Here is an 18,243-nt window from a genome sequence, read left to right on the forward strand (position 1 = left end):
AAACATCAATGAATTCAAATTGTTAAATAGCTGCGAACCTGCCGGGGATTCGCCGGTCGCTTGGGGTTCGCAAAGGCTTCAGAGGATCAAGGGACCATTCAGGTCGAGCACCGGCTTTGCCCCGACATGCTCCACGCGGGACTGCCAGTTCCGCCCCAGATAGTAGAAGCGCAGGCTGTCGACTTCCGGATCGATCAGGTCGCACAGGCGCTGTTTGAGAAAGGCCCATTGCGCCGGATCGACTTCGATCTCGAATACCGAGTACTGCGCTCGTTGCCCGTAGTCCAGACAAGCCCGCGCAACCCTTCGCAAACGCCGGGCGCCGTCTCCTTCGGTGCTGACGTCATAGCTCACCAGAACCATCATGCCCGGCACCTCACTTCCACAGAAACGGTGGGTAGGCGTCCAGATCGCCGCGCAGATGGCGCGCCAGCAACTGGGCCTGGATGAACATGAACATCCCCACAGGGGCCTGCTCTTCGAGGAAGGCATGCCGCAACTCTTCCCGCTTGCGCTCCTGATAGGCTGTCAGCACCAGTCGCCGCGCATCGTCTTTCAGCAGCACGGCCCCATTGTCCAGCGTGCGGAAATCGCCGACTGACACTTGCCTGCGGTTGATCAGGGACAACGCCAGGCGGTCAGCCAGCACTGGGCGAAACTCCTCGACCAGATCCAGCGCCAGACTTGGCCGGCCCGGGCGGTCACGGTGCAGGTAGCCGACGGCCGGATCGAGCCCGACGGTTTCCAGCGCCGAGCGGCAGTCGTGGGTCAGCAAGGTATAGAGAAACGACAGCAAGGCGTTCACCGCATCCAGCGGCGGTCTGCGCGTACGTCCGGAAAAGCGGAATGCTGGCCCCGGGATGCGGATCAGGTGATCGAAAACACCGAAGTAGGCCTGCGCCGCCTCGCCCTCGAGACCACGCAGCACATCCGACTCACGCACCGACAACAGTTTCTCGGCAATACGCGCCAGACGCTTGTGCGCGAAGCTCAAGGCGCCGCGTTCCTCCTCGTCCAGCTTGCTGCCATGATCGCGCAAAGCACGCCCGATGACGGCACGCTGGTTGTGCACCTTGCCCACCAGCAGGTTGGCCACGATCGGAGCACAGCGCTGTGGATCGTCGCTGCGCCGATACTGTTCGCGGCGCAGCAGCACGTTGCCGGACACCGGCCCCTCGACGCGCGCCAGGAACTTGCCGTTGGGCGTCAGGTAACTGATGGTGATGCCCTGCTCGGCGCAGTAGCCCAGCAACGGCGGCGAAACCAGAACTCGTCCGATGCACACCAGACTCTCCAGCATATGCACGGGGATGCGCCCGCGTATTTCCCCCTCGATCTCCATGACGATATTGGCGCCGTCCTTGCGCAGCCAGGCGCCTTCCGAGGTGACATAGAGCGTGTTGAGCTGCCGTCGCATGCTTCAATCCTTGATCTGTTGGCGCAACCAGTTATCGACCGCCTCTTTGCGCCCCAGCAGACGCGGCTGGCACAGGTCGATCAGCGAACAGGCATCGCAACGCCGTGGCTGATATTCGGCCAGCGGCGTGCGCCCGCTCTCGATCAGCGTGCGCGTGGCGGCGATGGTAGTCCGCGTCAGCTCGCGCAAGGCCGTATCGAACAGCACCTGGCGCCGCCGTCGGGTCTTGCCGTAGAACAACGCGCCCTCCGGCACCGACTGCCCCAGCATCGCCTCCAGACACAGTGCCTGGGCGCACAGCTGAACCTCGTCGGCACGATGCGCCTTGGGACGTCCGCGCTTGTATTCGACGGGAAAGGCTCGTTCCACACCATCCTCTGTGTGGAACTCCACCACATCGGCAACCCCGACGATGCCTAGCCGCAGCTCCACCAGCGGCATCGCCGTCACCGTGCGAACGCCCCGGCGCCGCTCGCTGCCGGGCTGGTCGGCACGCTCGTGGAGCAGGCGGCCTTCCGCCGTCTGGCGGTTCTCGGCCCAGAGGCGCTCGACATGGATCAGGGCGCACTGCCGCGGGCAGTACAGGTAGTGCTGGAGAGCGGACAGCGGTATCAGATCGTCGTCATCCATGTCCGCACTCCCCGGCTCAGATGTACTCGCGCACACTGACGCCGACCGGCACGGACTCGGCATCCACGCTGATGCGGTAATCGGCAAAACTGCGGGCCGGCGTATCCGCCTCGCCCTCCACCCGCTCGGCCTTGACCAGCTCGAACAGCTTGTGGGCGGGCGCATTGCCCATCGCGCATTCGTGCTTGAACACGATGAGCCGGCGTGCGGCCATTTCGCCGCGAGCCGCCGAGCGATCGTGCTCGAACATGTTGCCGAGCGCACGCCAGAGCAATTCGAGGTCGGCGTCGGAGAAACCGGTGCGCTCGGCCAGCTTGGCGGAGATGAAGCCGTGGGCGCGGTACAGGCCGTAGGGGATGATGTGCTTGCGGCCCATGGTGCGTTCCTTCTCGAGATCCTTCTCGTTGGTGACCGCCATGCGGGTGATCGATACCTCCAGCGGCACGACCGGGTCGACCGAGGTGGCGAAGGCCATCTGGATCGGACCGCGCACCTGTCCGGCATTGATTTCGGTGGTCATCACCGCACCGAAAGCGCGGACATCGAAGAAGTTTCGGCACATCCATGCCGTCAACTCGCGCGCCTTAGCCTCATCCTTGGGCAGTTTCTTCGGCTCCGGCTCGATCTTCAGCGCCTCGTAGGCCTGCTTGTGCTGGTTGTTCAGCACCGACTTTTCCTGCATGTAGATGACATAGCCCGCCTCGGGCTTACCCTCCGCATCGGATTTCTCCAGCGCCACATAGTTGCGGATCTTGCGCTTGAGGCAGACGTCGGTGACCAGCCCCTGGTTGGTCTCCGGATCGAGCCGCGGCAGATTGCCGGCATCCGGGTCGCCATTGGGGTTGCCGTTGGTGACATCGAAGAAATAGACGAACTCGTAACGGTTGGTGATGGCGGTCATTCCTGCTCTCCTTGCGCGGTGGATTCGGCGTGTGCGTCTTCTGCCTTGTCGGCATGGCTGAAGCGGGCCTGGGACTGGTGGTAGTAGCCGATGGCGAAGCGCCCCTGATCCTCCAGGCGCAGGCTGCGCGGGAAATGGCTCTGCAGGCCATCGATGATTTCACCGATATCGCGCTCCAGGTTCACGGCCAGCCCCGGCCTTTCCTTGCGCAGCTTGGCCAGGTGGTTCTGGGTGTTGCGCAGCAGCATCGGGAACACCGTCGCTGGCGTGGCCGATGCCGCGCCGTAGTAGCGGTCGCGGATAGTGGCGTTGACCTGACCGCCCAACGCCGCCCGCTGGGCGCCTTCCAGCACGGCGAACAGGCGCCCCAGGCGATAACCCGGATTGCTGGCTTCCTTGTCGAGACTCATGGGTAGTTCCTCGTTGATTCCCTTGACGCCCAGGCGCAGGTCGCGCGCCAGGACGGCCTTGCACAGCGCAACCCGCACGCCGGAGATGTCCCCGTCGGCGCGCATGCGCATGATCACGTTGTTCAGCAGGCTGCGCGGGTAGCGGCTGCCGGTCAGGATGGCGCGGGTCATTTCACCTGAGATCTTTGCAATTCGCTTGTCCTGCAAAAGGTCATAGATGCTTTTCCCGTCTCGCTCTCCAGCAGGTAACAACTCCAAACACAGTCGCAGTAATTTGGGCTCTATTCGCCATGGCCGCGGCTCGATGGCCAGATCCCGGAAGTGCTCGGCCAGCCGGCGGGCAAAAAAACCGAGACTGCCGGCCTCCCAGAAGCGGATCGACAGCCGCGATGCATTGGGCGCCAACCCCAGCACATACATGCGCGTCCCCTCCTCCAATTGAGGGTCGAGATCGCGCATCGGGCGACCGCTGGCCACGGCATTCAGGACCAGCCGCAACTTCTCGGCTTCGGAGTCGTCGTCGGCCGGCGGATCGAACATGCTCCACAGCAGGTCCTCGGCGGCAGCGGCCTCGCCTGCGGAGTCGGCCTCGGCCCAGAACACCACGCTGGCATCGCCGATCTGCAGGCGCTGGTGGTTGTGCTCGTCACGCCGCAGCAGGTGGTTGAGCACCGTGGTATAGGCGAAGGCTGCCTGTTCGGAAACAGGGGCATTTTCGCCCTGGCTCTTGCCATACGAGGAAAAGGCCTCGAGGTTGAAGGAAACGATCGAGGCACCGGAACTTTGCGCGCCATTCACCCCCTTGATCGCCGGATGCAGACGCGCCAGCGGCTGCTGCGCACCGCTGACCAGACAGATACCTTCGCGACTTTCACCTGCAGCCTGCATATTCGCCCAGATGGCCTGCGCGGCCGGCGATTCGTGTAGATACTGACGCTGCCCGTCCAGACGGAACACCAGGTTACCGTCGAGCATCTCCTCGCGGAACAACGGCGGCTGGAAGCTTTCCGGCGTCCAGTTCGCCAAGAACTGCAAAAACGCTTGCAGCCCGACATCGTCGGCGCTGGCCAGTGCTTTCTGGTGCAGTTCCCGAAAGGCCTGATGCTCAGTTGGACTCAACTTGATGGCCGACTTGCCGGCAGCCTTGTCCTCCTTGCTCAGCTTGGCATCAGCCACGCCCAGCACATAACTGGTCTTGTCCCAGAGAAAGTTGGACTTCACGCCAGAAGTTCGCTTTTCCGGTTGAGGCACACTGAGCAACTTGGGCTGCGGCTTCTTGCCATCCAACTCGCGAATATCCTGCACATCGACCAGCTCACCCTGCGCAGACAGCACCAGCACGAAGCCGATCTTTTCCTGGCTGTAGCCGAACGGAGAAATCTCCGCGCCCTGCGCCAGCAGCCGCTGGTAATAGCCGTTGAGCGCCGCGAGGATCATGCCTTGACCTCCCCGCCAGCAAACGGCGGCACCTCGATCACGCCATCGCGCATGACTGCACGGAAGAAGTGCGGGGTCATCTGGTTGGCGAAGTCGATGTCGTGCAGCATCCAGCCCAGATCCCGCTCGCCGAGCAGATCGGCATGCGGCACCGGCAGGCTGCTGTCCTCTTCGATCAGTTCGAAGCAGGCGGGAAACTCGCGCACGCCCAGGCACGGAGCATGGAAACACTGCCCCTTGCGGGCACGCCGGTTGAAGATGTCCAGGTGCTTGCCTTCCGAGTCGCTGGCATCGGCACGCGGCGTCAGCTCGAAGTGCGCTTCGATCACGTAGGCCACATCGCGCAGTACAGTCGCCGCGCGCTGCTGGCGGTCGTCCTCGATCAGACTGACCAGTCCGTCGGTACGCCCGGCCTTCATCGCCTTGGCGACGCTGACCGCCGACAGCTTGCCGCCGACCTCGTTGCGCCGGATCGACTCGAAGCGGATCGGTTTGAGTACCCGGATGCGATCCACCACCCAGCGGATCGCAGGCTTCCAGTGGATAGCTTCGAGAATGCCCCGCGCCGCCGACGGCGTGACGACGTCGTAGGAGACGCGCTCAACCTTCATCTCCGGCCGGGTGAAACAGGCGCGCTCGCCCCAGACCAACAAGCGAATTCCGTAGGCCATTGGCCCTCCTTTTCCAGATATGCCTGCGTCCCAATCACCAGCACAGCCTTTCGCTGCTGACGAACACCGGATTGTCCCAGTGCAACCCAAAGGACTCGTGATACAGGTCAGAGTTGACCAGTTGCATGAACTGCTCGCCATAGCGCTCGCTGGCGACCGGCTGGATGGCCCCTGCGTTGTACAGGGCGTCGTAGCCCTGGCGGGGCAACTGCACGACATAGGGCTGCAGACGCCGGGCCAAGTCACCGCAGCCCTCGGCAAAGGGCAGCGCCCGCAGGGCATCGCGGGCCTCGTCGTCCCACGGGACGATGACCGGCTGCTGCACGCTGTCGATCATGCGGAACTCGCGCGCCAGCGTCTCGAACGGCAGGCCCTCCAGCCGGCCGCGCTCGATCAGCCCCAGCAGGTCGGCCTTGTCCAGCTCGCGCTCGCCCTTCTGCCAGTACAACTGCAGGAAGTAGCGGGTGATGGCGGCCTGGCCCAGCGGGTCGTCCGGATGCTGGCGCAGCACCTCGCGGGCCGCCTGGGCGAACTGCACAAGCTCCCGCGGTGGCGCCCATTCCTCGTTTTCCGTGGAGAACACCAGCACCTCGCTGGCTTCGGTTGGCCGGCGGCCTTCGCGGTTGCAGCGCCCGGCCGCCTGGGCGATGGAGTCCAGGCCGGCTTCGGCACGTAGCACGGTCGGGAAGTCGACATCCACGCCGGCCTCGATCAGCGAGGTGGCGACCAGCCGACAGGGCAGTCCGTCCCTGAGCCGCTGGCGCACTTCCGCCAGCACCTGGCTGCGGTGCCGGGCGCACATCAACGTCGTCAGGTGGCGCGCGCCCTCTGCCTCGGCGATAGACTCGTATAGCGCACGGGCATGGCGGCGGTTGTTGACGATGCACAGCACCTGTTCGCGCTCGCTCAGGTGCCGTTGCAGCTCGGCGTCGCTCAGCCGCCCGGCCGACTTGACCCGCACCCGCTCCAGCTCGCGGAACAGCCGTTGCGGCTCGGGCGCCAGCTCGCGCACGTTCTGCAGGCCGCCCTTGAAATCCGGCGCCGTCAGGGCCGGCTGGGTCGCCGTGCACAGCACCGGACTGCAGCGGTAGTTCAGCGCCAGCTCATCGATGGCCGCGACGCAGGGGCGCAGCAGCTTGAGCGGCAGGGTCTGCGCCTCATCGAGCACGATCACGCTGCCGGCGATGTTGTGCAGCTTGCGGCAGCGTGACGGGCGGTCGGCGAACAGGCTCTCGAAGAACTGCACCGCGGTGGTGACCACGATGGGGAAGTCCCAGTTCTCCATCGCCAGGCGCAGCTTGTCGCGCGCCTGCAGAGCCTTCGACTGATCGTCGACGAAGGCGCTGTGATGCTCCAGCACCGCCTGCTCGCCCCACTCGCCCAGCGCGCGGCGGAAGACCGCGGCGTTCTGCTCGACGATACTGGTGAAGGGAATCACGTAGATAACCCGGCGCAGGCCGTGGCGAATGGCGTGGTCCAGCGCGAAGGCCAGCGAGGCGAGGGTCTTGCCGCCGCCAGTGGGCACCGTCAGGGTGAACAGTCCGGGGGCGAGTTCGGCCCGGCTGCGCACGCCGGCCAGGATCTCCGCACGCAGGCGGTTGACCGGCGTATCGGCCTCGAAGCCAGCCAGATGCGTATCGAGCGCGGCACGCAGCGTGCGCAGATCGGGATGTCCGGCTGCCCGTCTGGACGCTCGTCCTTCGAGCCGCGCATAGAAAGCCTCGGTATCGAGAAAGTCGGCATCGACCAGGCAGGAAAACAGCATGCGGCCCAGAAAAGCCAGCTGGAAGAAGTGGCGCTCGCGGCGTTGGCGCAAGGCCGGTGGTTTCAGTGTCGACTTTTCAGGCAGCGCGATTTCCGTCTGCCAGTGGTTCAGCAAAGCCGGCAGCTCTATACCTCGCAGACGATCACGCAGTGCCGTGCGCTGCCCGGTCTCGCTGCCGTTGGCCAGTCCGGCATGGTGCCCGGCAATTGCGTAGGCCAGCAGCAGACCCAGGGGGCCGTAACGCTCGACCGCCTGAATGGCGCCATGGGTGGCGTGATCGACCCGCAGCAGGTCGCCGGCAATCCTGCGCTGGAATTCGTCGCTGTACTTGCCGAGGTCATGCAGCAGACCGGCGACTTCGGCCATGGACTCGCCACCGAATGCCGCGGCCTTGTCAGCGGCCAGTTGCCCCACCGCCTGGAGGTGGTCGGAGAGCAACTGCCAGTCACTGCGGTCAGGGGTGGCCGTGGAATGGGCGAAAAACTGCGGCATGGGGAAAATCCTTTTCCAAAAAACGCCTGTAGGTCGCGGAACATAGCACAGCCAACGCTACAGACCGATCAACGAAAACAGGCCCCCTGCTGTGCAGAAGGGCGAGGAGGTGCCGGACCAAACGCTCAGTAGTGATACCGGCACATCACGATCTGCAGCGCATCGCCATCGACCGTGTAGACCAGCCGGTGCTCCTCGCTGATGCGCCGCGACCAGAAGCCGCTGAGGTTGTGCTTGAGGGGTTCCGGCTTGCCGATACCGCTGAACGGATTGCGCTGGGCGTCACGGATCAACAGGTTGATCCGTTTGAGCCCTGCCTTGTCGTTCTGCTGGAACCACAGGTAGTCGTCCCAGGCCTCAGGATGCTCAAGCCTGCTCACTCCTCGTCGATCAGTTGCTGCTCCTGCGCCTTGCCAACCCGCAGGCTGTTGATCGACCCGATCAGCAGCTCGGCATTGGCCGGCGAGCGGAGCAGGTAGGCCGTCTCCTCGAGCGCGCTGTACTCGGCCAGGGACATCATCACCACCGGCTCGCCCTGCTGACGGGTGAGCAGAATGGGGGTACGGTCGTTGTTCACCCGGTCCATGAGCTTCCCCAGATGCCGGCGAGCCTTGGCGTAGCTGATTGTCTGCATCGCGGCCTCCTCCCTACAAACACTCCCCCACCACCCGCGCCAGCCTTTGCACGCGCGGGTCCATCAGCACGTACGGGCCGAGGGTGTTGGTGACGAAGCCGAACGCCAGCTCCCGCTCGGGGTCGGCGAAGCCGATGGAGCCGCCGGCGCCGGGGTGGCCGAAGGCGTGGCGGCCGAGGCCGTAGGTGGCGTTGGGCACCTCGGGCTGCTCGAGCATCAGGCCGAGGCCCAGGCGGGTGTGGGTCAGCAGGGTGCGGTCGTCGCCCAGGCTGTGCTCGCGGGTCATCTCGGCGAGCAGGGCGCTGTCGAGCAGGCTGCCGTCGAGCAGTCCCGCGTAGAAGCCGGCCAGGCTGCGCGCGTTGCCGTGGCCGTTGGCCGCCGGCTGCGCCATGCGCCGCCACTCCGGCTTGTTGGTGCTGGTCATGATCGACGGCGGGTTGGTGAAGGCGCGGGTGGTCATGGCCTGCGGCTCGCGCATCATCGCGTTGAGCACGCGCTGGGCGGCGGCGTCGCCGAGGTTGCCCTTGCCGCGGGAGATGTGGGCGACGCGGTGGAACTCGCTGTCGGGGAGGCCGATGTGGAAGTCGAGGCCCAGCGGCCGCGCGGTGCGCTCGACGATCACCTCGCCGGGATTGCGCCCGGTGGCGCGGCGGATCGGTTCGCCGACCAGCCAGCCGTAGGTGATGGGCGCATAGCCGTGACCGTCGCCCGGCGTCCACCACGGCGCCTCGGCGGCCAGCGCGGCGGTCATCGCCTCCCAGTCGTAGAGGGCTTCCGGCGGCAGCGGCTGGCGGATCGCCGGCAGGCCGGCGCGATGGCTGAGCAGCTGGCGCAGGGTGACGTGCTGCTTGCCGGCGGCGGCGAACTCCGGCCACAGGCGGGCGACCGGCTCGTCCAGCTCCAGCTTGCCCTCGCCGACCAGCTGCAGCGCCGCGACGGCGGTGAAGGCCTTGGTGCAGGAATACAGGTTGAGGATGGTGTCGGTGTGCCAGGGCTCCTGGCCATCCCTGTCGGCCATGCCGGCCCACAGGTCGAGCACCGTCTCACCGCCGATCTGCACGCACAGCGCGGCGCCGCGCTCCTGCGGGTCGTTGAACAGCTCGGCGAAGGCGTCCTTCACCGCCTCGAACTGCAGGTCGAAATAGCCGTGGATGTGCATGGGGACTCCTGTGCCAGGTTTACGGTTGCGCGCGGCCATGGGCATGGATGGTGCGCATGGCGCACCCTACTACGCGCCGCACGGGTGCGCCGCGCGCACCGGCAATATGAACTCAGTCGATCTGTCGGCGGAACGGCGGCAGGGTGTTGAGGATGGCCTTGCCGTAGCGCTGGGTGACCACGCGGCGGTCGAGCAGGGTCACCGTGCCGGTGTCCTGCTCGGTGCGCAGCAGGCGGCCGCAGGCCTGGATCAGGCGCAGCGAGGCGTCGGGCACGGCGATCTCCATGAACGGGTTGCCGCCGCGCGCCTCGATCCACTCCGACAGCGCCGCCTCGACCGGATCGTCCGGCACGGCGAAGGGGATCTTGGCGATCACCACGTGCTCGCACCAGGCGCCGGGCAGGTCGACACCCTCGGCGAAGCTGGCCAGGCCGAACAGCACGCTGGGCTCGCCGTCGTCGACACGCGCCTTGTGCTTGTTGAGGGTCTCCTGCTTGGACAGGTTGCCCTGGATCAGCACGCGCTTGCGCCAGTCGCGCTCGAGCCCGTCGAACACCTCCTGCATCTGCTTGCGCGAGGAGAACAGCACCAGGCTGCCGCGCGCGCCCTCGAGCATGGCCGGCAGCTCGCGGACGATGGCCGCGGTGTGCTCGTCGGCCTTGCGCGGGTCGGCCTGGATGTCAGGGACGTGCAGCAGGCCGGCCTCGGCATAGCGGAACGGGCTGGGCACCACCGCGGTGACAGCGTTCTTCGGCAGGCCGGAGCGCATCCGGAAGCGCTCGAAGCTGCCCAGTGCGGTGAGGGTCGCCGAGGTCACCAGGGCGCCATGGGCGACGTTCCACAGGTGGCGGCGCAGGGTCTCGGCGGCGAGGATCGGGCTGGCGTTGACCTCGATGTCGTGATAGCTGCCGTTCTCCACCAGGGTCAGCCAGCGCGCCGTCGGCGGGCTGTCCTCGGGGTCCTCGCTGGTGAAGGCGGTCCACAGCTCCCAGTTGCTCTGCGCACGCGCCAGCAGGCTGCCGAACAGCGGATACCACTCCTCGGCCTGGTAGTTGCTCACTCCGGCGCTGCCGTCGCCGTCCATCGCCTCCTTGAGGATGTCGCTCATCCGGGTGAACTGGTCGGTGAGGCGGTTGAAGCCCTTCTTCAGCTCGATGCCCATCTCGCGCAGGTGCTCGGGCACCACGCCGCCGGGGAAGCGGTGGCGCGGCCGGTCGCGGCCTTCCATGTCCTCGCCGGGGCGGAAGTCGCCGAGTTCCTCGCAGGCGGCCTGGACGAACTGCTGCTGGGCGCGGATCTCGCGGGCCAGCTCCGGCACGCCCTCGACCAGCCGGCCGAAGTCGCCGGGCAGCGGGTTCTGCGCCAGCAGGCGGGTGAGGTTCTTGGCGATCTGCTCCAGCCACTCGGCGGTGGAGCGCAGGCGGGTGAAGTGGGCGAAGTGGCCGATGGCCTTGTCCGGCAGGTGGTGGCCCTCGTCGAACACGTAGAGGGTGTCGCCGGGCGGCGGCAGGATGGCGCCGCCGCCGAGGGCCAGGTCGGCCAGCACCAGGTCGTGGTTGGTGACGATCACGTCGACCTTGGTCATGCCCTCGCGCGCCTTGTAGAAGGCGCACTGCTGGAAGTTCGGGCAGTGGCGGCCGGTGCACTGGGTGTGGTCGGTGGTCAGCCGCGCCCACTGGGCGTCGTCGATGGCCTCCGGCCAGGCGTCGCGATCGCCGTCCCAGCGGCTGCCGGCCAGGCGCTCGATCATGCTGTTGAACAGCTTCTGGCTGGCCTCGTCGACGTCGATGCGGAAGCCCTCCTCCTCGAACAGCTGGGCGGTGGCGCCCTGGGCGGCGCCTTCCTGCAGCAGCAGGTCGAGCTTGGACAGGCACAGGTAGCGGCCGCGGCCCTTGGCCAGGGCGAAGCTGAAGGACAGACCGCTGTTGCGCGCCAGGTCGGGCAGGTCCTTGAAGACGATCTGTTCCTGCAGGGCGACGGTGGCGGTGGCGATCACCAGGCGCTTGCCGGCGGCCTTGGCGGCGGGAATCGCCGCCAGGGTGTAGGCCACCGTCTTGCCGGTACCGGTGCCGGCCTCGACCGCCACCACCGCCGGCTCGCCGAGACGCTTGCCCTCGTCGTCGACCGCGATGGCGCCGAGGCCCTTGGCCACTTCGGCGATCATCAGGCGCTGGCCGTAGCGCGGCTTGAGGCCCTTGGCCTCGAGGAAACGGGAGTAGGCGCCCTGGATCTGGGACTTGAGTTCGGTGCTGAGCATGGCGGGCGCGCTGGATATGCGTTCAGTGATCGGGACGGGCGCCATGATAGCGCGACCGCCCGGGCACTGCAGGGCGGATCACCCGAAAGGTCGACGCCGGCTCAGGCAGCCTCGACCTTGGCAACCGGCGGGTGCTCCGCCTGGCCCTCCTCCTCGTCCATCGCCACCTCGCGGGTGGCCTGCACCAGTTGCTCGACCACGGCGGCGGCCGGCGGCAGGCGGTCCAGCCAGAAGGCGCCGAACAGCAGCAGCAACAGGCGGTCGCGGGTCGGGCTGGCGCTGGCCTTGAGCCGATCGCGACAGGCGACCAGCTGCAGCAGGTGCAGGGCGAACACGGCGGCGGCGGCCACGTCGATCAGCAGGGCGAAGGGCGCGGCGAAGGGTGCGGCCAGGTTGACCAGCACCGCCAGCCAGAACGGCACGGCCAGCAGGCGGCCCAGGGTCGTCAGCAGTTTCATGGGCATGTCCGGAGGAAACCAGCGCGCACCTTAGCTGCAGGCCGCGGGGCTGCCAAGTACGGGCCGACGCAGCGGACGCGGCGAGGGGCCGCATGTCCCTCGCCTGCGGCCCCTCCGTTCAGCGGTCGATCACGATCTCCACCCGACGGTTCTGCGCACGCCCGTCGTCGCTGGCGTTGTCGACCAGCGGCTGGCTCTCGCCGAAACCGCGGGTGCTCAGCCTGTCGGCCGCCACGCCGCGACTGGCCAGGTAGTTCGCCACGCTGGCGGCGCGCCGCTCGGAAAGCTTCTGGTTGTAGGCGTCGCTGCCGACGCTGTCGGTGTGCCCCTCGACGCGGATCGCCTGCACGTCAGGCGCGGCGAGCCTGTCCAGCAGCCCGTCGAGGGTCGCCATGGCCGCCGGGGTCAGCTTGGCCGAGTCGAAGGCGAACAGCACCTCGCCCTGATCGCTGAGCACGATCACCTCGTCCTGCGGGGCCGGCGGCTCGGCGACCGGGGCGGCGGCGGGATACTCCTTGAGCGGGCAGCCGTTGTGATGCACCGCGGTCCCCTCCGGAGTGTCCGGGCAGCGGTCGCGGCGGTCGAAGACGCCGTCCTTGTCGGCATCGCCGTCCTGGACGTAGCACAGCAGGCCGCCGACGATGGCGCCGGCGGCGGCACCGCCGCCAGCCATGGCCGCGCTTTCGGTGGCGCCCAGGCCGCCGCCGGCAAGGCCGCCGATCAGGCTGCACCAGGGCCAGTTGCGCTGGTTGAGCGGAGCATCGCCGGTACTGGTGGTGGAGGCGCAACCGGCCAGCAGGGTGCTGGCGAGGATCGCGGGCAGAGCGGCTCTTGCAAGTGCGTTTGCCATGATGCAGTTCTCCTTTGCATCGGTCCTTATTGCCGATAGGAGCAAGTAAAGACGCCCCCCGCCGCCACTGCCAGCTGGCACCGCAGCCCCCGACCGGACTACCCTAGCGCCCCCTGTCAGACTGCCGACGATACCGCCGATGTCCCACTCCTCCTGCCCCTGCGGCAGCGGCCTGCCGCTGGCCGACTGCTGCGCTCGCTACCATGCCGGCGGCGTGCCGGAAACCGCCGAAGCGCTGATGCGCTCGCGCTACAGCGCCTACGTGCTGGGCCTGATCGACTACCTGGTGGCCACCACCCTGCCCGCCCAGCAGGCCGGCCTCGAGCGCGAGGCCATGGCCGCCTGGAGCGCGCAGAGCCGCTGGCTGGGACTGTCGGTGGAAGCGCACCGGCCGCAGGGCGGCACGCCGGAACGCGCGCAGGTGACCTTCGTCGCGCGCTGGCAGGATGCGGCCGGCGAACACGCCCACCGCGAACGCTCGGACTTCGTGAGGGTTGACGGCCGCTGGTACTTCATCGACCCGACCGTGGCGCTCAAGGCCGGGCGCAACGACCCGTGCCCGTGCGGCAGCGGGCAGAAGTTCAAGAAGTGCTGCGGGGGCCTGGCCTGAACGCGGCCCCCGCCAAGGCCGTCACTCGGCCAGGCGCAGGTGCGAGGTGTCCGGCGGCGGCGCGGTCGGCGCCGCCCTGGCCTGGCCCATGTCGCTGCCGACCGGCGCCACGCTGAGCTGGCTGAGGTCCAGCGCCGGGGCCACCAGCGCCGGGCGCGTGTCCTGCAGGTCGACGCCGACCGGCGCCAGGCCGAAGTCCGGCGCCGCCACGTCGCGGAACGCCGCCATGTACTGGTCGCGCGGGACCACCTTCAGCTCGGGGAAGTCGCCGGAGACCGGCGCCGGGCGCGCGGCGGGCGCCACCGCTGCCGGAGTCGCAGCCACGCCGGGTGCCGGCGCCGCGGTCGGCTCGGCCTGACCGAGCGGGGCGACCTCGACCACCGCCCCGGCACGCGCCAGGGTCAGGCGGTACTTTTCCGCGCTCTCGGCATCCAGGCCGCCCTTGATCACGATGCGCCGTCCGGAGAACAGCGCGGCGATGCGCTGCGGGTCGGCCTGGAACAGCCGCGCCAGATTGGCCTTGACCTGCTCCGGCTCGGCTCCCGGCATCAGCTCGCCGGCGAAGGCCACTTCAAAGAGATTGCTCAACCGTCACACTCCTGTCCTTTTTCCTGCGCACTATGGCGCTGGTTTTTTTACTGCAACATTCCCGCAACAACACGTTGCAGCCCGTCCGTCGATTGTTACACTCGGGCATCCAACGGAGTCATGGCATGCTTTTCCCGGCACATCCAACAAGAATCCTCGGCTTCCTCCTGCTCCTGCTGGCCGGCTCCGGCCTGAGCGGTTGTGCCACCTGGCTCGGTGGCGGCTTCAAGGATCCCGACGTGCAGCTGGTCAAGGTCGAGGTGATCCGCGCCCGCCTGCTCGAGCAGGAGTTCAAGCTGCGCTTTCGCGTCGACAACCCCAACGACGTGAGTCTGCCGATCCGCGGCCTGGTTTACACGGTTTTCCTCAACGACGTGAAGCTGGCAAGCGGCGAATCCGCCACCTGGTTCACCGTTCCGGCCAACGGCCGCGAGGAATTCGAGGTGCCGGTGAACACCAACCTCTGGCGGCACATGAAATACATCGTCAAACTGTTGGAGAAGCCCGACAAACCGATCCGCTATCGCCTCGAAGGCGAGGTGAAGACCGGGCTGATGTTCGGCCGCCGCGTCCAGCTGGCACGCAGCGGCCAGATAGTTCCCGGCGATTTCATTCCGGAGTGAGCGATGAATCAGCAAGCCCACGTGCATGGCCCCGACTGCAACCACGGCCATGACCACCACGAACCCCACGTCCACGGCCCGCACTGCAACCACGGCCACCAGGAGCCGGTGCGCAACCCGCTGAAGGACGTCGGCCGCAACGATCCCTGCCCGTGCGGCAGCGGCCAGAAGTACAAGAAGTGCCACGGCGCCTGAGTCGACGATGAGCACGCTGTCCCTCGGCCTGTTGCTGGCCGGAGTCCTGGTGGTGCTGGTGCTGGGCGGCTACGCCCTGCACCTGTGGCGCCGGGTGTGGGCCCAGCAGAAGGCCTACGCCACCGCCGAGAGCGAACGCCAGCAGCGCCTCAACGGCGACCTGCGCATCCTCGCCGGCAGCCTGCTCGACGGGCAGCTGCCGCTGATCGAGGGCGCCATCCGCATCAAGGTGCTGCTCGACAACTACGACATCGCCCTCAGCGGCCACGAGCACTGCCAGGTATTCCACACCCTGTTCGACGCCACCTCGGGCATCCCCACCCATGCCGCCTGGAAGCAGCTCTCCGCCGCCGAGCGCCGCGCCCACGAGAAGCACTTCAGCGAGCTGGAACTCCGCCACAAGGCCGCCGCCCGCAAGGGTGCCCGCTGGCTGCTCGACGAAGGCCTGCCGCCGCCGCTCGCCCGGGCCGGCTGAGCCCGCCTGCACGGCGCCTGACGGCTCTTGTCAGGCGCCCTTTCGCCGCCTAACGTAGCGCCCTTTTCCGGCCCGGCGAACACGCCGGGCCGATCCCGTCCGCCCGTTTCCGGAGCCCCGTCATGCCGCTGCGTTCGTTCCGCCCCCTCGCCCTGCTGGCGGGCGCTTCCGCCCTGACCGCGCTGGTCAGCCTGAGCGGCTGCCAGACCTGGCTGGACAACCGCTACCAGGACAGCCTGCCGCCGAGCTCCGGGGTGCAGCCGCTCAAGGGCCTGGCCGACACGGTGTCGGTGCGCCGCAACCCGCTGGGCATGCCGCTGATCGAGAGCCGCAGCTACCACGATGCGCTGTTCGCCCTCGGCTACGTGCACGCCAGCGACCGCATCGGCCAGATGGTCGGCCTGCGCCTGATGGCCCAGGGCCGCCTGGCCGAGATGGCCGGCCCCGGCGTGCTGGAGATCGACCGCTTCATGCGCGCGGTGAACCTGCGCGAGAGCGCCGACATCGTCTGGAAGAACGCCTCGCCGCGCCTGCGCCGCTTCTTCGAGGTCTACGCCCGCGGCGTCAACGCCTGGCTGTTCCGCCACCGCGACAGGCTGCCGATGGACCTGGCCGCCTCCGGCTACCGCCCGGAATACTGGAAGCCCGAGGACTCGGCGCTGATCTTCTGCCTGCTCAACTTCGGCCTGTCGGTCAACCTGCAGGAGGAGATCGCCGGCCTGGCGCTGGCGCAGAAGGTCGGCACCGAGCAGCTGGCCTGGCTGCTGCCGACCTACCCGGACGAGCCGCTGCCGGTCGACGAGGCGGACAAGCTCAAGGGTCTCCGGCTCGGCGGGCAGATCCCCGGCCTGGCCGCCCTCGACGGCGCCGCCGGCCAGCTGGCGGCGCTCAACATGCTCGGCGTGGCGGCGTCGAACAACTGGGCGATCGCCCCGCAGCGCAGCCGCAGCGGCAAGAGCCTGCTGGCCAACGACCCGCACCTGCCGCTGACCCAGCCCTCGCTGTGGAGCTTCGTGCAGCTGCGCACGCCGAAATACCAGGTCGCCGGTCTTTCGGTGGCCGGCATCCCCGCGGTGGTCGCCGGCTTCAACGGCAAGCTGGCCTGGGGCATGACCATGGTCATGGGCGACACCCAGGACCTGTTCCTCGAGCAGGTGCGCCGCCAGGGCAACCGCCTCGAATACCTCGCCGACGGCCAGTGGCAGCCGGCGCGCGAACGCCAGGAAACCTTCTTCATCAAGGGCCAGCGGCCGATCCGCGAAACCGTCCTGGAAACCCGCCACGGCCCGCTGCTCAACAGCGTGCTCGGCGAGCGCAAGGATCCGCTGCAGCCGATCGCCCTGGCCAGCGGCTACGGCATCGCCCTGAAGAGCAGCCTGTTCGAGGCCGACCAGACCCTCGACGCCTTCTTCGACCTGTCGCGCGCGCAGTCGGTGGACGAAGCCCACGAGCCGGTGCGCAACATCCGCGCCCTCGGCCTCAACCTGGTCTACGCCGACGCCCAGCACATCGCCTGGCAGGTCACCGGCCGCTACCCCAACCGCAAGGGCGGCCGCGGCCTGGTCCCCTCGCCCGGCTGGGACGGCCAGTACGGCTGGGACGGCTACGCCGACACCATGCTGCATCCCTACGACCAGGACCCGCCGCAGGGCTGGTTGGGCACTGCCAACCAGCGCACCGTGCCGGGCGGCTACGGCGTGCAGCTGTCCAGCTCCTGGTTCTACCCCGAGCGCGCCGAGCGCATCGCCGAGCTGGCCGGCGCCGGCACGCGCCACGACGCGCGCAGCATGATCGCCATGCAGTACGACCAGCAGACGCCGTTCGCCGCCAAGCTCAAGGCGATGTTCGCCGACCCCGGCATGGCCCAGCCGCTGCAGCAGGCCATCGCCGCCCTGCCCGGTGGCGATCGCGAGCGCGCGCAGGAGGCGCTCAAGCGCCTGCAGGCCTTCGACGGCCGCCTTGCGGCGCAATCGGCCGACGCCGCGCTGTACGCCATGTTCCTCCAGGAAAGCGCGCGGCAGACCTTCCTCGACGAGCTGGGCCCGGAGGACAGCCCGGCCTGGCAGGGCCTGGTGGAGATCGCCAAGCTCAGCTACTCGGCGCAGGCCGACCACCTGCTCGGCCGCCAGGACAGCCCGTTCTGGGACGACGTGCGCACGCCGCACAAGGAAGACAAGCCGGCGATCCTCGCGCGCAGCCTGGCCGGCGCGGTGGCGCGCCTGGAGAGCGAACTGGGCGGCAACCGCAGCGCCTGGCAGTGGGGCAAGCTGCACCGCTACCAGTGGGACAGCGACGCCACCCGCCTGGCGCCGTACATGAGCGCCGGCCAACGCGCCAGCCTGGCGAGCATCCGGGACTACCTGGACCGCGGTCCCTACCCGGCCGGCGGCGACCACAGCACGCTGAACGTCTCGGCCTGGCTGTGGGGCAAGGACTTCGACACCTGGCTGATCCCCTCCGCGCGCATGGTGGTCGACTTCGGCCAGGACGAGCCGCTGCAGGCGGTCAACAGCTCCGGGCAGTCGGGCAATCCGGCCAGCCCGCACTATGCCGACGGCATCGACGCCTGGCTCAAGGGTCGCTACCAGATCTTGCCGTTCCAGGAGCGCAACCTCGACCGCGCCTACGGCAGCCAGCGCCTGCTGCTGACCCCGGGGCGGTAACGGCGCAC

General features: G+C 68.0%; 19 protein-coding genes. 5 read left to right on the top strand and 14 right to left on the bottom strand.

Annotated features, from left to right (window positions below; all coding sequences use genetic code 11):
* Positions 1-78: 78 nt before the first annotated feature.
* The 13 genes from cas2 to E5198_RS06655 form a co-directional block, all read right to left on the bottom strand.
* Positions 79-366: a CRISPR-associated endonuclease Cas2 gene (gene cas2 / locus E5198_RS06595; RefSeq protein ID WP_136489208.1), complete on the bottom strand. Its 288-nt coding sequence runs from the start codon at positions 364-366 to the stop codon at positions 79-81.
* Positions 367-376: 10 nt separating this feature from the next.
* Entirely contained in the window at positions 377-1,417 is a 1,041-nt protein-coding gene (gene cas1c / locus E5198_RS06600; protein WP_136489209.1) for a type I-C CRISPR-associated endonuclease Cas1c, read from the bottom strand.
* 3 nt (positions 1,418-1,420) lie between these two features.
* A complete protein-coding gene (cas4, locus tag E5198_RS06605) occupies positions 1,421-2,047 on the bottom strand; it encodes a CRISPR-associated protein Cas4 (RefSeq protein WP_136489210.1) in 627 nt (208 codons plus the stop codon).
* Positions 2,048-2,063: 16 nt separating this feature from the next.
* Positions 2,064-2,948 (bottom strand): type I-C CRISPR-associated protein Cas7/Csd2, encoded by an 885-nt coding sequence (cas7c, locus tag E5198_RS06610; protein ID WP_136489211.1) that lies wholly within the window; start codon positions 2,946-2,948, stop codon positions 2,064-2,066.
* The gene (gene cas8c, locus E5198_RS06615) at positions 2,945-4,795 is read right to left on the bottom strand and encodes a type I-C CRISPR-associated protein Cas8c/Csd1 (protein ID WP_136489212.1); all 1,851 of its coding nucleotides are present in this window, start codon (positions 4,793-4,795) and stop codon (positions 2,945-2,947) included. The genes cas7c and cas8c overlap by 4 nt, the downstream gene beginning before the upstream one ends.
* The gene (cas5c, locus tag E5198_RS06620; RefSeq protein ID WP_136489213.1) at positions 4,792-5,466 is read right to left on the bottom strand and encodes a type I-C CRISPR-associated protein Cas5c; all 675 of its coding nucleotides are present in this window, start codon (positions 5,464-5,466) and stop codon (positions 4,792-4,794) included. Before cas5c ends, cas8c begins: the two co-directional genes overlap by 4 nt.
* A gap of 34 nt (positions 5,467-5,500) precedes the next feature.
* Positions 5,501-7,723: a CRISPR-associated endonuclease Cas3'' gene (locus E5198_RS06625; protein WP_136489214.1), complete on the bottom strand. Its 2,223-nt coding sequence runs from the start codon at positions 7,721-7,723 to the stop codon at positions 5,501-5,503.
* Between the two features lie 125 nt (positions 7,724-7,848).
* Positions 7,849-8,103, bottom strand: coding sequence for a Txe/YoeB family addiction module toxin (locus tag E5198_RS06630; protein ID WP_136489215.1), 255 nt, complete (start codon positions 8,101-8,103; stop codon positions 7,849-7,851).
* Positions 8,100-8,357 carry a type II toxin-antitoxin system Phd/YefM family antitoxin gene (locus E5198_RS06635; RefSeq protein WP_136489216.1) on the bottom strand — a complete coding sequence of 86 codons (258 nt, stop codon included), beginning with the start codon at positions 8,355-8,357 and terminating at the stop codon, positions 8,100-8,102. Before E5198_RS06635 ends, E5198_RS06630 begins: the two co-directional genes overlap by 4 nt.
* A gap of 13 nt (positions 8,358-8,370) precedes the next feature.
* A complete protein-coding gene (locus tag E5198_RS06640) occupies positions 8,371-9,516 on the bottom strand; it encodes a serine hydrolase domain-containing protein (RefSeq protein WP_136489217.1) in 1,146 nt (381 codons plus the stop codon).
* A 112-nt stretch (positions 9,517-9,628) separates the two neighbouring features.
* Positions 9,629-11,773 (bottom strand): ATP-dependent DNA helicase DinG, encoded by a 2,145-nt coding sequence (dinG, locus tag E5198_RS06645; protein WP_136489218.1) that lies wholly within the window; start codon positions 11,771-11,773, stop codon positions 9,629-9,631.
* A 101-nt stretch (positions 11,774-11,874) separates the two neighbouring features.
* The gene (locus tag E5198_RS06650; protein WP_136489219.1) at positions 11,875-12,231 is read right to left on the bottom strand and encodes a DUF1145 domain-containing protein; all 357 of its coding nucleotides are present in this window, start codon (positions 12,229-12,231) and stop codon (positions 11,875-11,877) included.
* Between the two features lie 118 nt (positions 12,232-12,349).
* Complete coding sequence (locus E5198_RS06655) at positions 12,350-13,081, bottom strand: OmpA family protein (RefSeq protein WP_136489220.1); 732 nt, start codon at positions 13,079-13,081, stop codon at positions 12,350-12,352.
* Between the two features lie 139 nt (positions 13,082-13,220).
* Between E5198_RS06655 and E5198_RS06660 the strand changes: the two genes are divergently transcribed.
* Positions 13,221-13,691, top strand: a complete 471-nt coding sequence (locus E5198_RS06660) for a YchJ family protein (RefSeq protein WP_136489221.1) — start codon at positions 13,221-13,223, stop codon at positions 13,689-13,691.
* 21 nt (positions 13,692-13,712) lie between these two features.
* On the opposite strand, the gene E5198_RS06665 is transcribed toward E5198_RS06660, so the two are convergent.
* Positions 13,713-14,240 carry a hypothetical protein gene (locus E5198_RS06665; protein ID WP_136489250.1) on the bottom strand — a complete coding sequence of 176 codons (528 nt, stop codon included), beginning with the start codon at positions 14,238-14,240 and terminating at the stop codon, positions 13,713-13,715.
* A 164-nt stretch (positions 14,241-14,404) separates the two neighbouring features.
* Here E5198_RS06665 and E5198_RS06670 point away from each other — a divergent pair, with 164 nt between their 5' ends.
* The 4 genes from E5198_RS06670 to E5198_RS06685 all read left to right on the top strand — a co-directional run bounded on the left by E5198_RS06670 (position 14,405) and on the right by E5198_RS06685 (position 18,235).
* Positions 14,405-14,902: an LEA type 2 family protein gene (locus tag E5198_RS06670; RefSeq protein WP_136489222.1), complete on the top strand. Its 498-nt coding sequence runs from the start codon at positions 14,405-14,407 to the stop codon at positions 14,900-14,902.
* A gap of 3 nt (positions 14,903-14,905) precedes the next feature.
* Complete coding sequence (locus E5198_RS06675; protein WP_136489223.1) at positions 14,906-15,097, top strand: SEC-C metal-binding domain-containing protein; 192 nt, start codon at positions 14,906-14,908, stop codon at positions 15,095-15,097.
* Positions 15,098-15,104: 7 nt separating this feature from the next.
* Positions 15,105-15,572: a DUF2489 domain-containing protein gene (locus E5198_RS06680; protein ID WP_136489224.1), complete on the top strand. Its 468-nt coding sequence runs from the start codon at positions 15,105-15,107 to the stop codon at positions 15,570-15,572.
* Positions 15,573-15,694: 122 nt separating this feature from the next.
* Positions 15,695-18,235 carry a penicillin acylase family protein gene (locus E5198_RS06685; RefSeq protein WP_136489225.1) on the top strand — a complete coding sequence of 847 codons (2,541 nt, stop codon included), beginning with the start codon at positions 15,695-15,697 and terminating at the stop codon, positions 18,233-18,235.
* Positions 18,236-18,243 lie beyond the last annotated feature (8 nt).

Origin of the sequence: Pseudomonas sp. A-1, assembly GCF_004801855.1 — a bacterium.
Taxonomy (GTDB): domain Bacteria; phylum Pseudomonadota; class Gammaproteobacteria; order Pseudomonadales; family Pseudomonadaceae; genus Geopseudomonas.

Excerpts from the sequence above, each read along its gene's own strand:
- cas5c (WP_136489213.1), bottom strand. The coding sequence starts at position 5,466 with ATGGCCTACGGAATTCGCTTGTTGGTCTGGGGCGAGCGCGCCTGTTTC.
- E5198_RS06680 (WP_136489224.1), top strand. The coding sequence starts at position 15,105 with ATGAGCACGCTGTCCCTCGGCCTGTTGCTGGCCGGAGTCCTGGTGGTG.
- E5198_RS06675 (WP_136489223.1), top strand. The coding sequence starts at position 14,906 with ATGAATCAGCAAGCCCACGTGCATGGCCCCGACTGCAACCACGGCCAT.
- cas1c (WP_136489209.1), bottom strand. The coding sequence starts at position 1,417 with ATGCGACGGCAGCTCAACACGCTCTATGTCACCTCGGAAGGCGCCTGG.
- E5198_RS06650 (WP_136489219.1), bottom strand. The coding sequence starts at position 12,231 with ATGAAACTGCTGACGACCCTGGGCCGCCTGCTGGCCGTGCCGTTCTGG.
- E5198_RS06670 (WP_136489222.1), top strand. The coding sequence starts at position 14,405 with ATGCTTTTCCCGGCACATCCAACAAGAATCCTCGGCTTCCTCCTGCTC.
- E5198_RS06635 (WP_136489216.1), bottom strand. The coding sequence starts at position 8,357 with ATGCAGACAATCAGCTACGCCAAGGCTCGCCGGCATCTGGGGAAGCTC.
- dinG (WP_136489218.1), bottom strand. The coding sequence starts at position 11,773 with ATGCTCAGCACCGAACTCAAGTCCCAGATCCAGGGCGCCTACTCCCGT.
- cas2 (WP_136489208.1), bottom strand. The coding sequence starts at position 366 with ATGATGGTTCTGGTGAGCTATGACGTCAGCACCGAAGGAGACGGCGCC.
- E5198_RS06660 (WP_136489221.1), top strand. The coding sequence starts at position 13,221 with ATGTCCCACTCCTCCTGCCCCTGCGGCAGCGGCCTGCCGCTGGCCGAC.
- cas4 (WP_136489210.1), bottom strand. The coding sequence starts at position 2,047 with ATGGATGACGACGATCTGATACCGCTGTCCGCTCTCCAGCACTACCTG.
- E5198_RS06625 (WP_136489214.1), bottom strand. The coding sequence starts at position 7,723 with ATGCCGCAGTTTTTCGCCCATTCCACGGCCACCCCTGACCGCAGTGAC.
- E5198_RS06640 (WP_136489217.1), bottom strand. The coding sequence starts at position 9,516 with ATGCACATCCACGGCTATTTCGACCTGCAGTTCGAGGCGGTGAAGGAC.
- E5198_RS06665 (WP_136489250.1), bottom strand. The coding sequence starts at position 14,240 with ATGCCGGGAGCCGAGCCGGAGCAGGTCAAGGCCAATCTGGCGCGGCTG.
- E5198_RS06655 (WP_136489220.1), bottom strand. The coding sequence starts at position 13,081 with ATGGCAAACGCACTTGCAAGAGCCGCTCTGCCCGCGATCCTCGCCAGC.
- cas8c (WP_136489212.1), bottom strand. The coding sequence starts at position 4,795 with ATGATCCTCGCGGCGCTCAACGGCTATTACCAGCGGCTGCTGGCGCAG.
- cas7c (WP_136489211.1), bottom strand. The coding sequence starts at position 2,948 with ATGACCGCCATCACCAACCGTTACGAGTTCGTCTATTTCTTCGATGTC.
- E5198_RS06685 (WP_136489225.1), top strand. The coding sequence starts at position 15,695 with ATGCCGCTGCGTTCGTTCCGCCCCCTCGCCCTGCTGGCGGGCGCTTCC.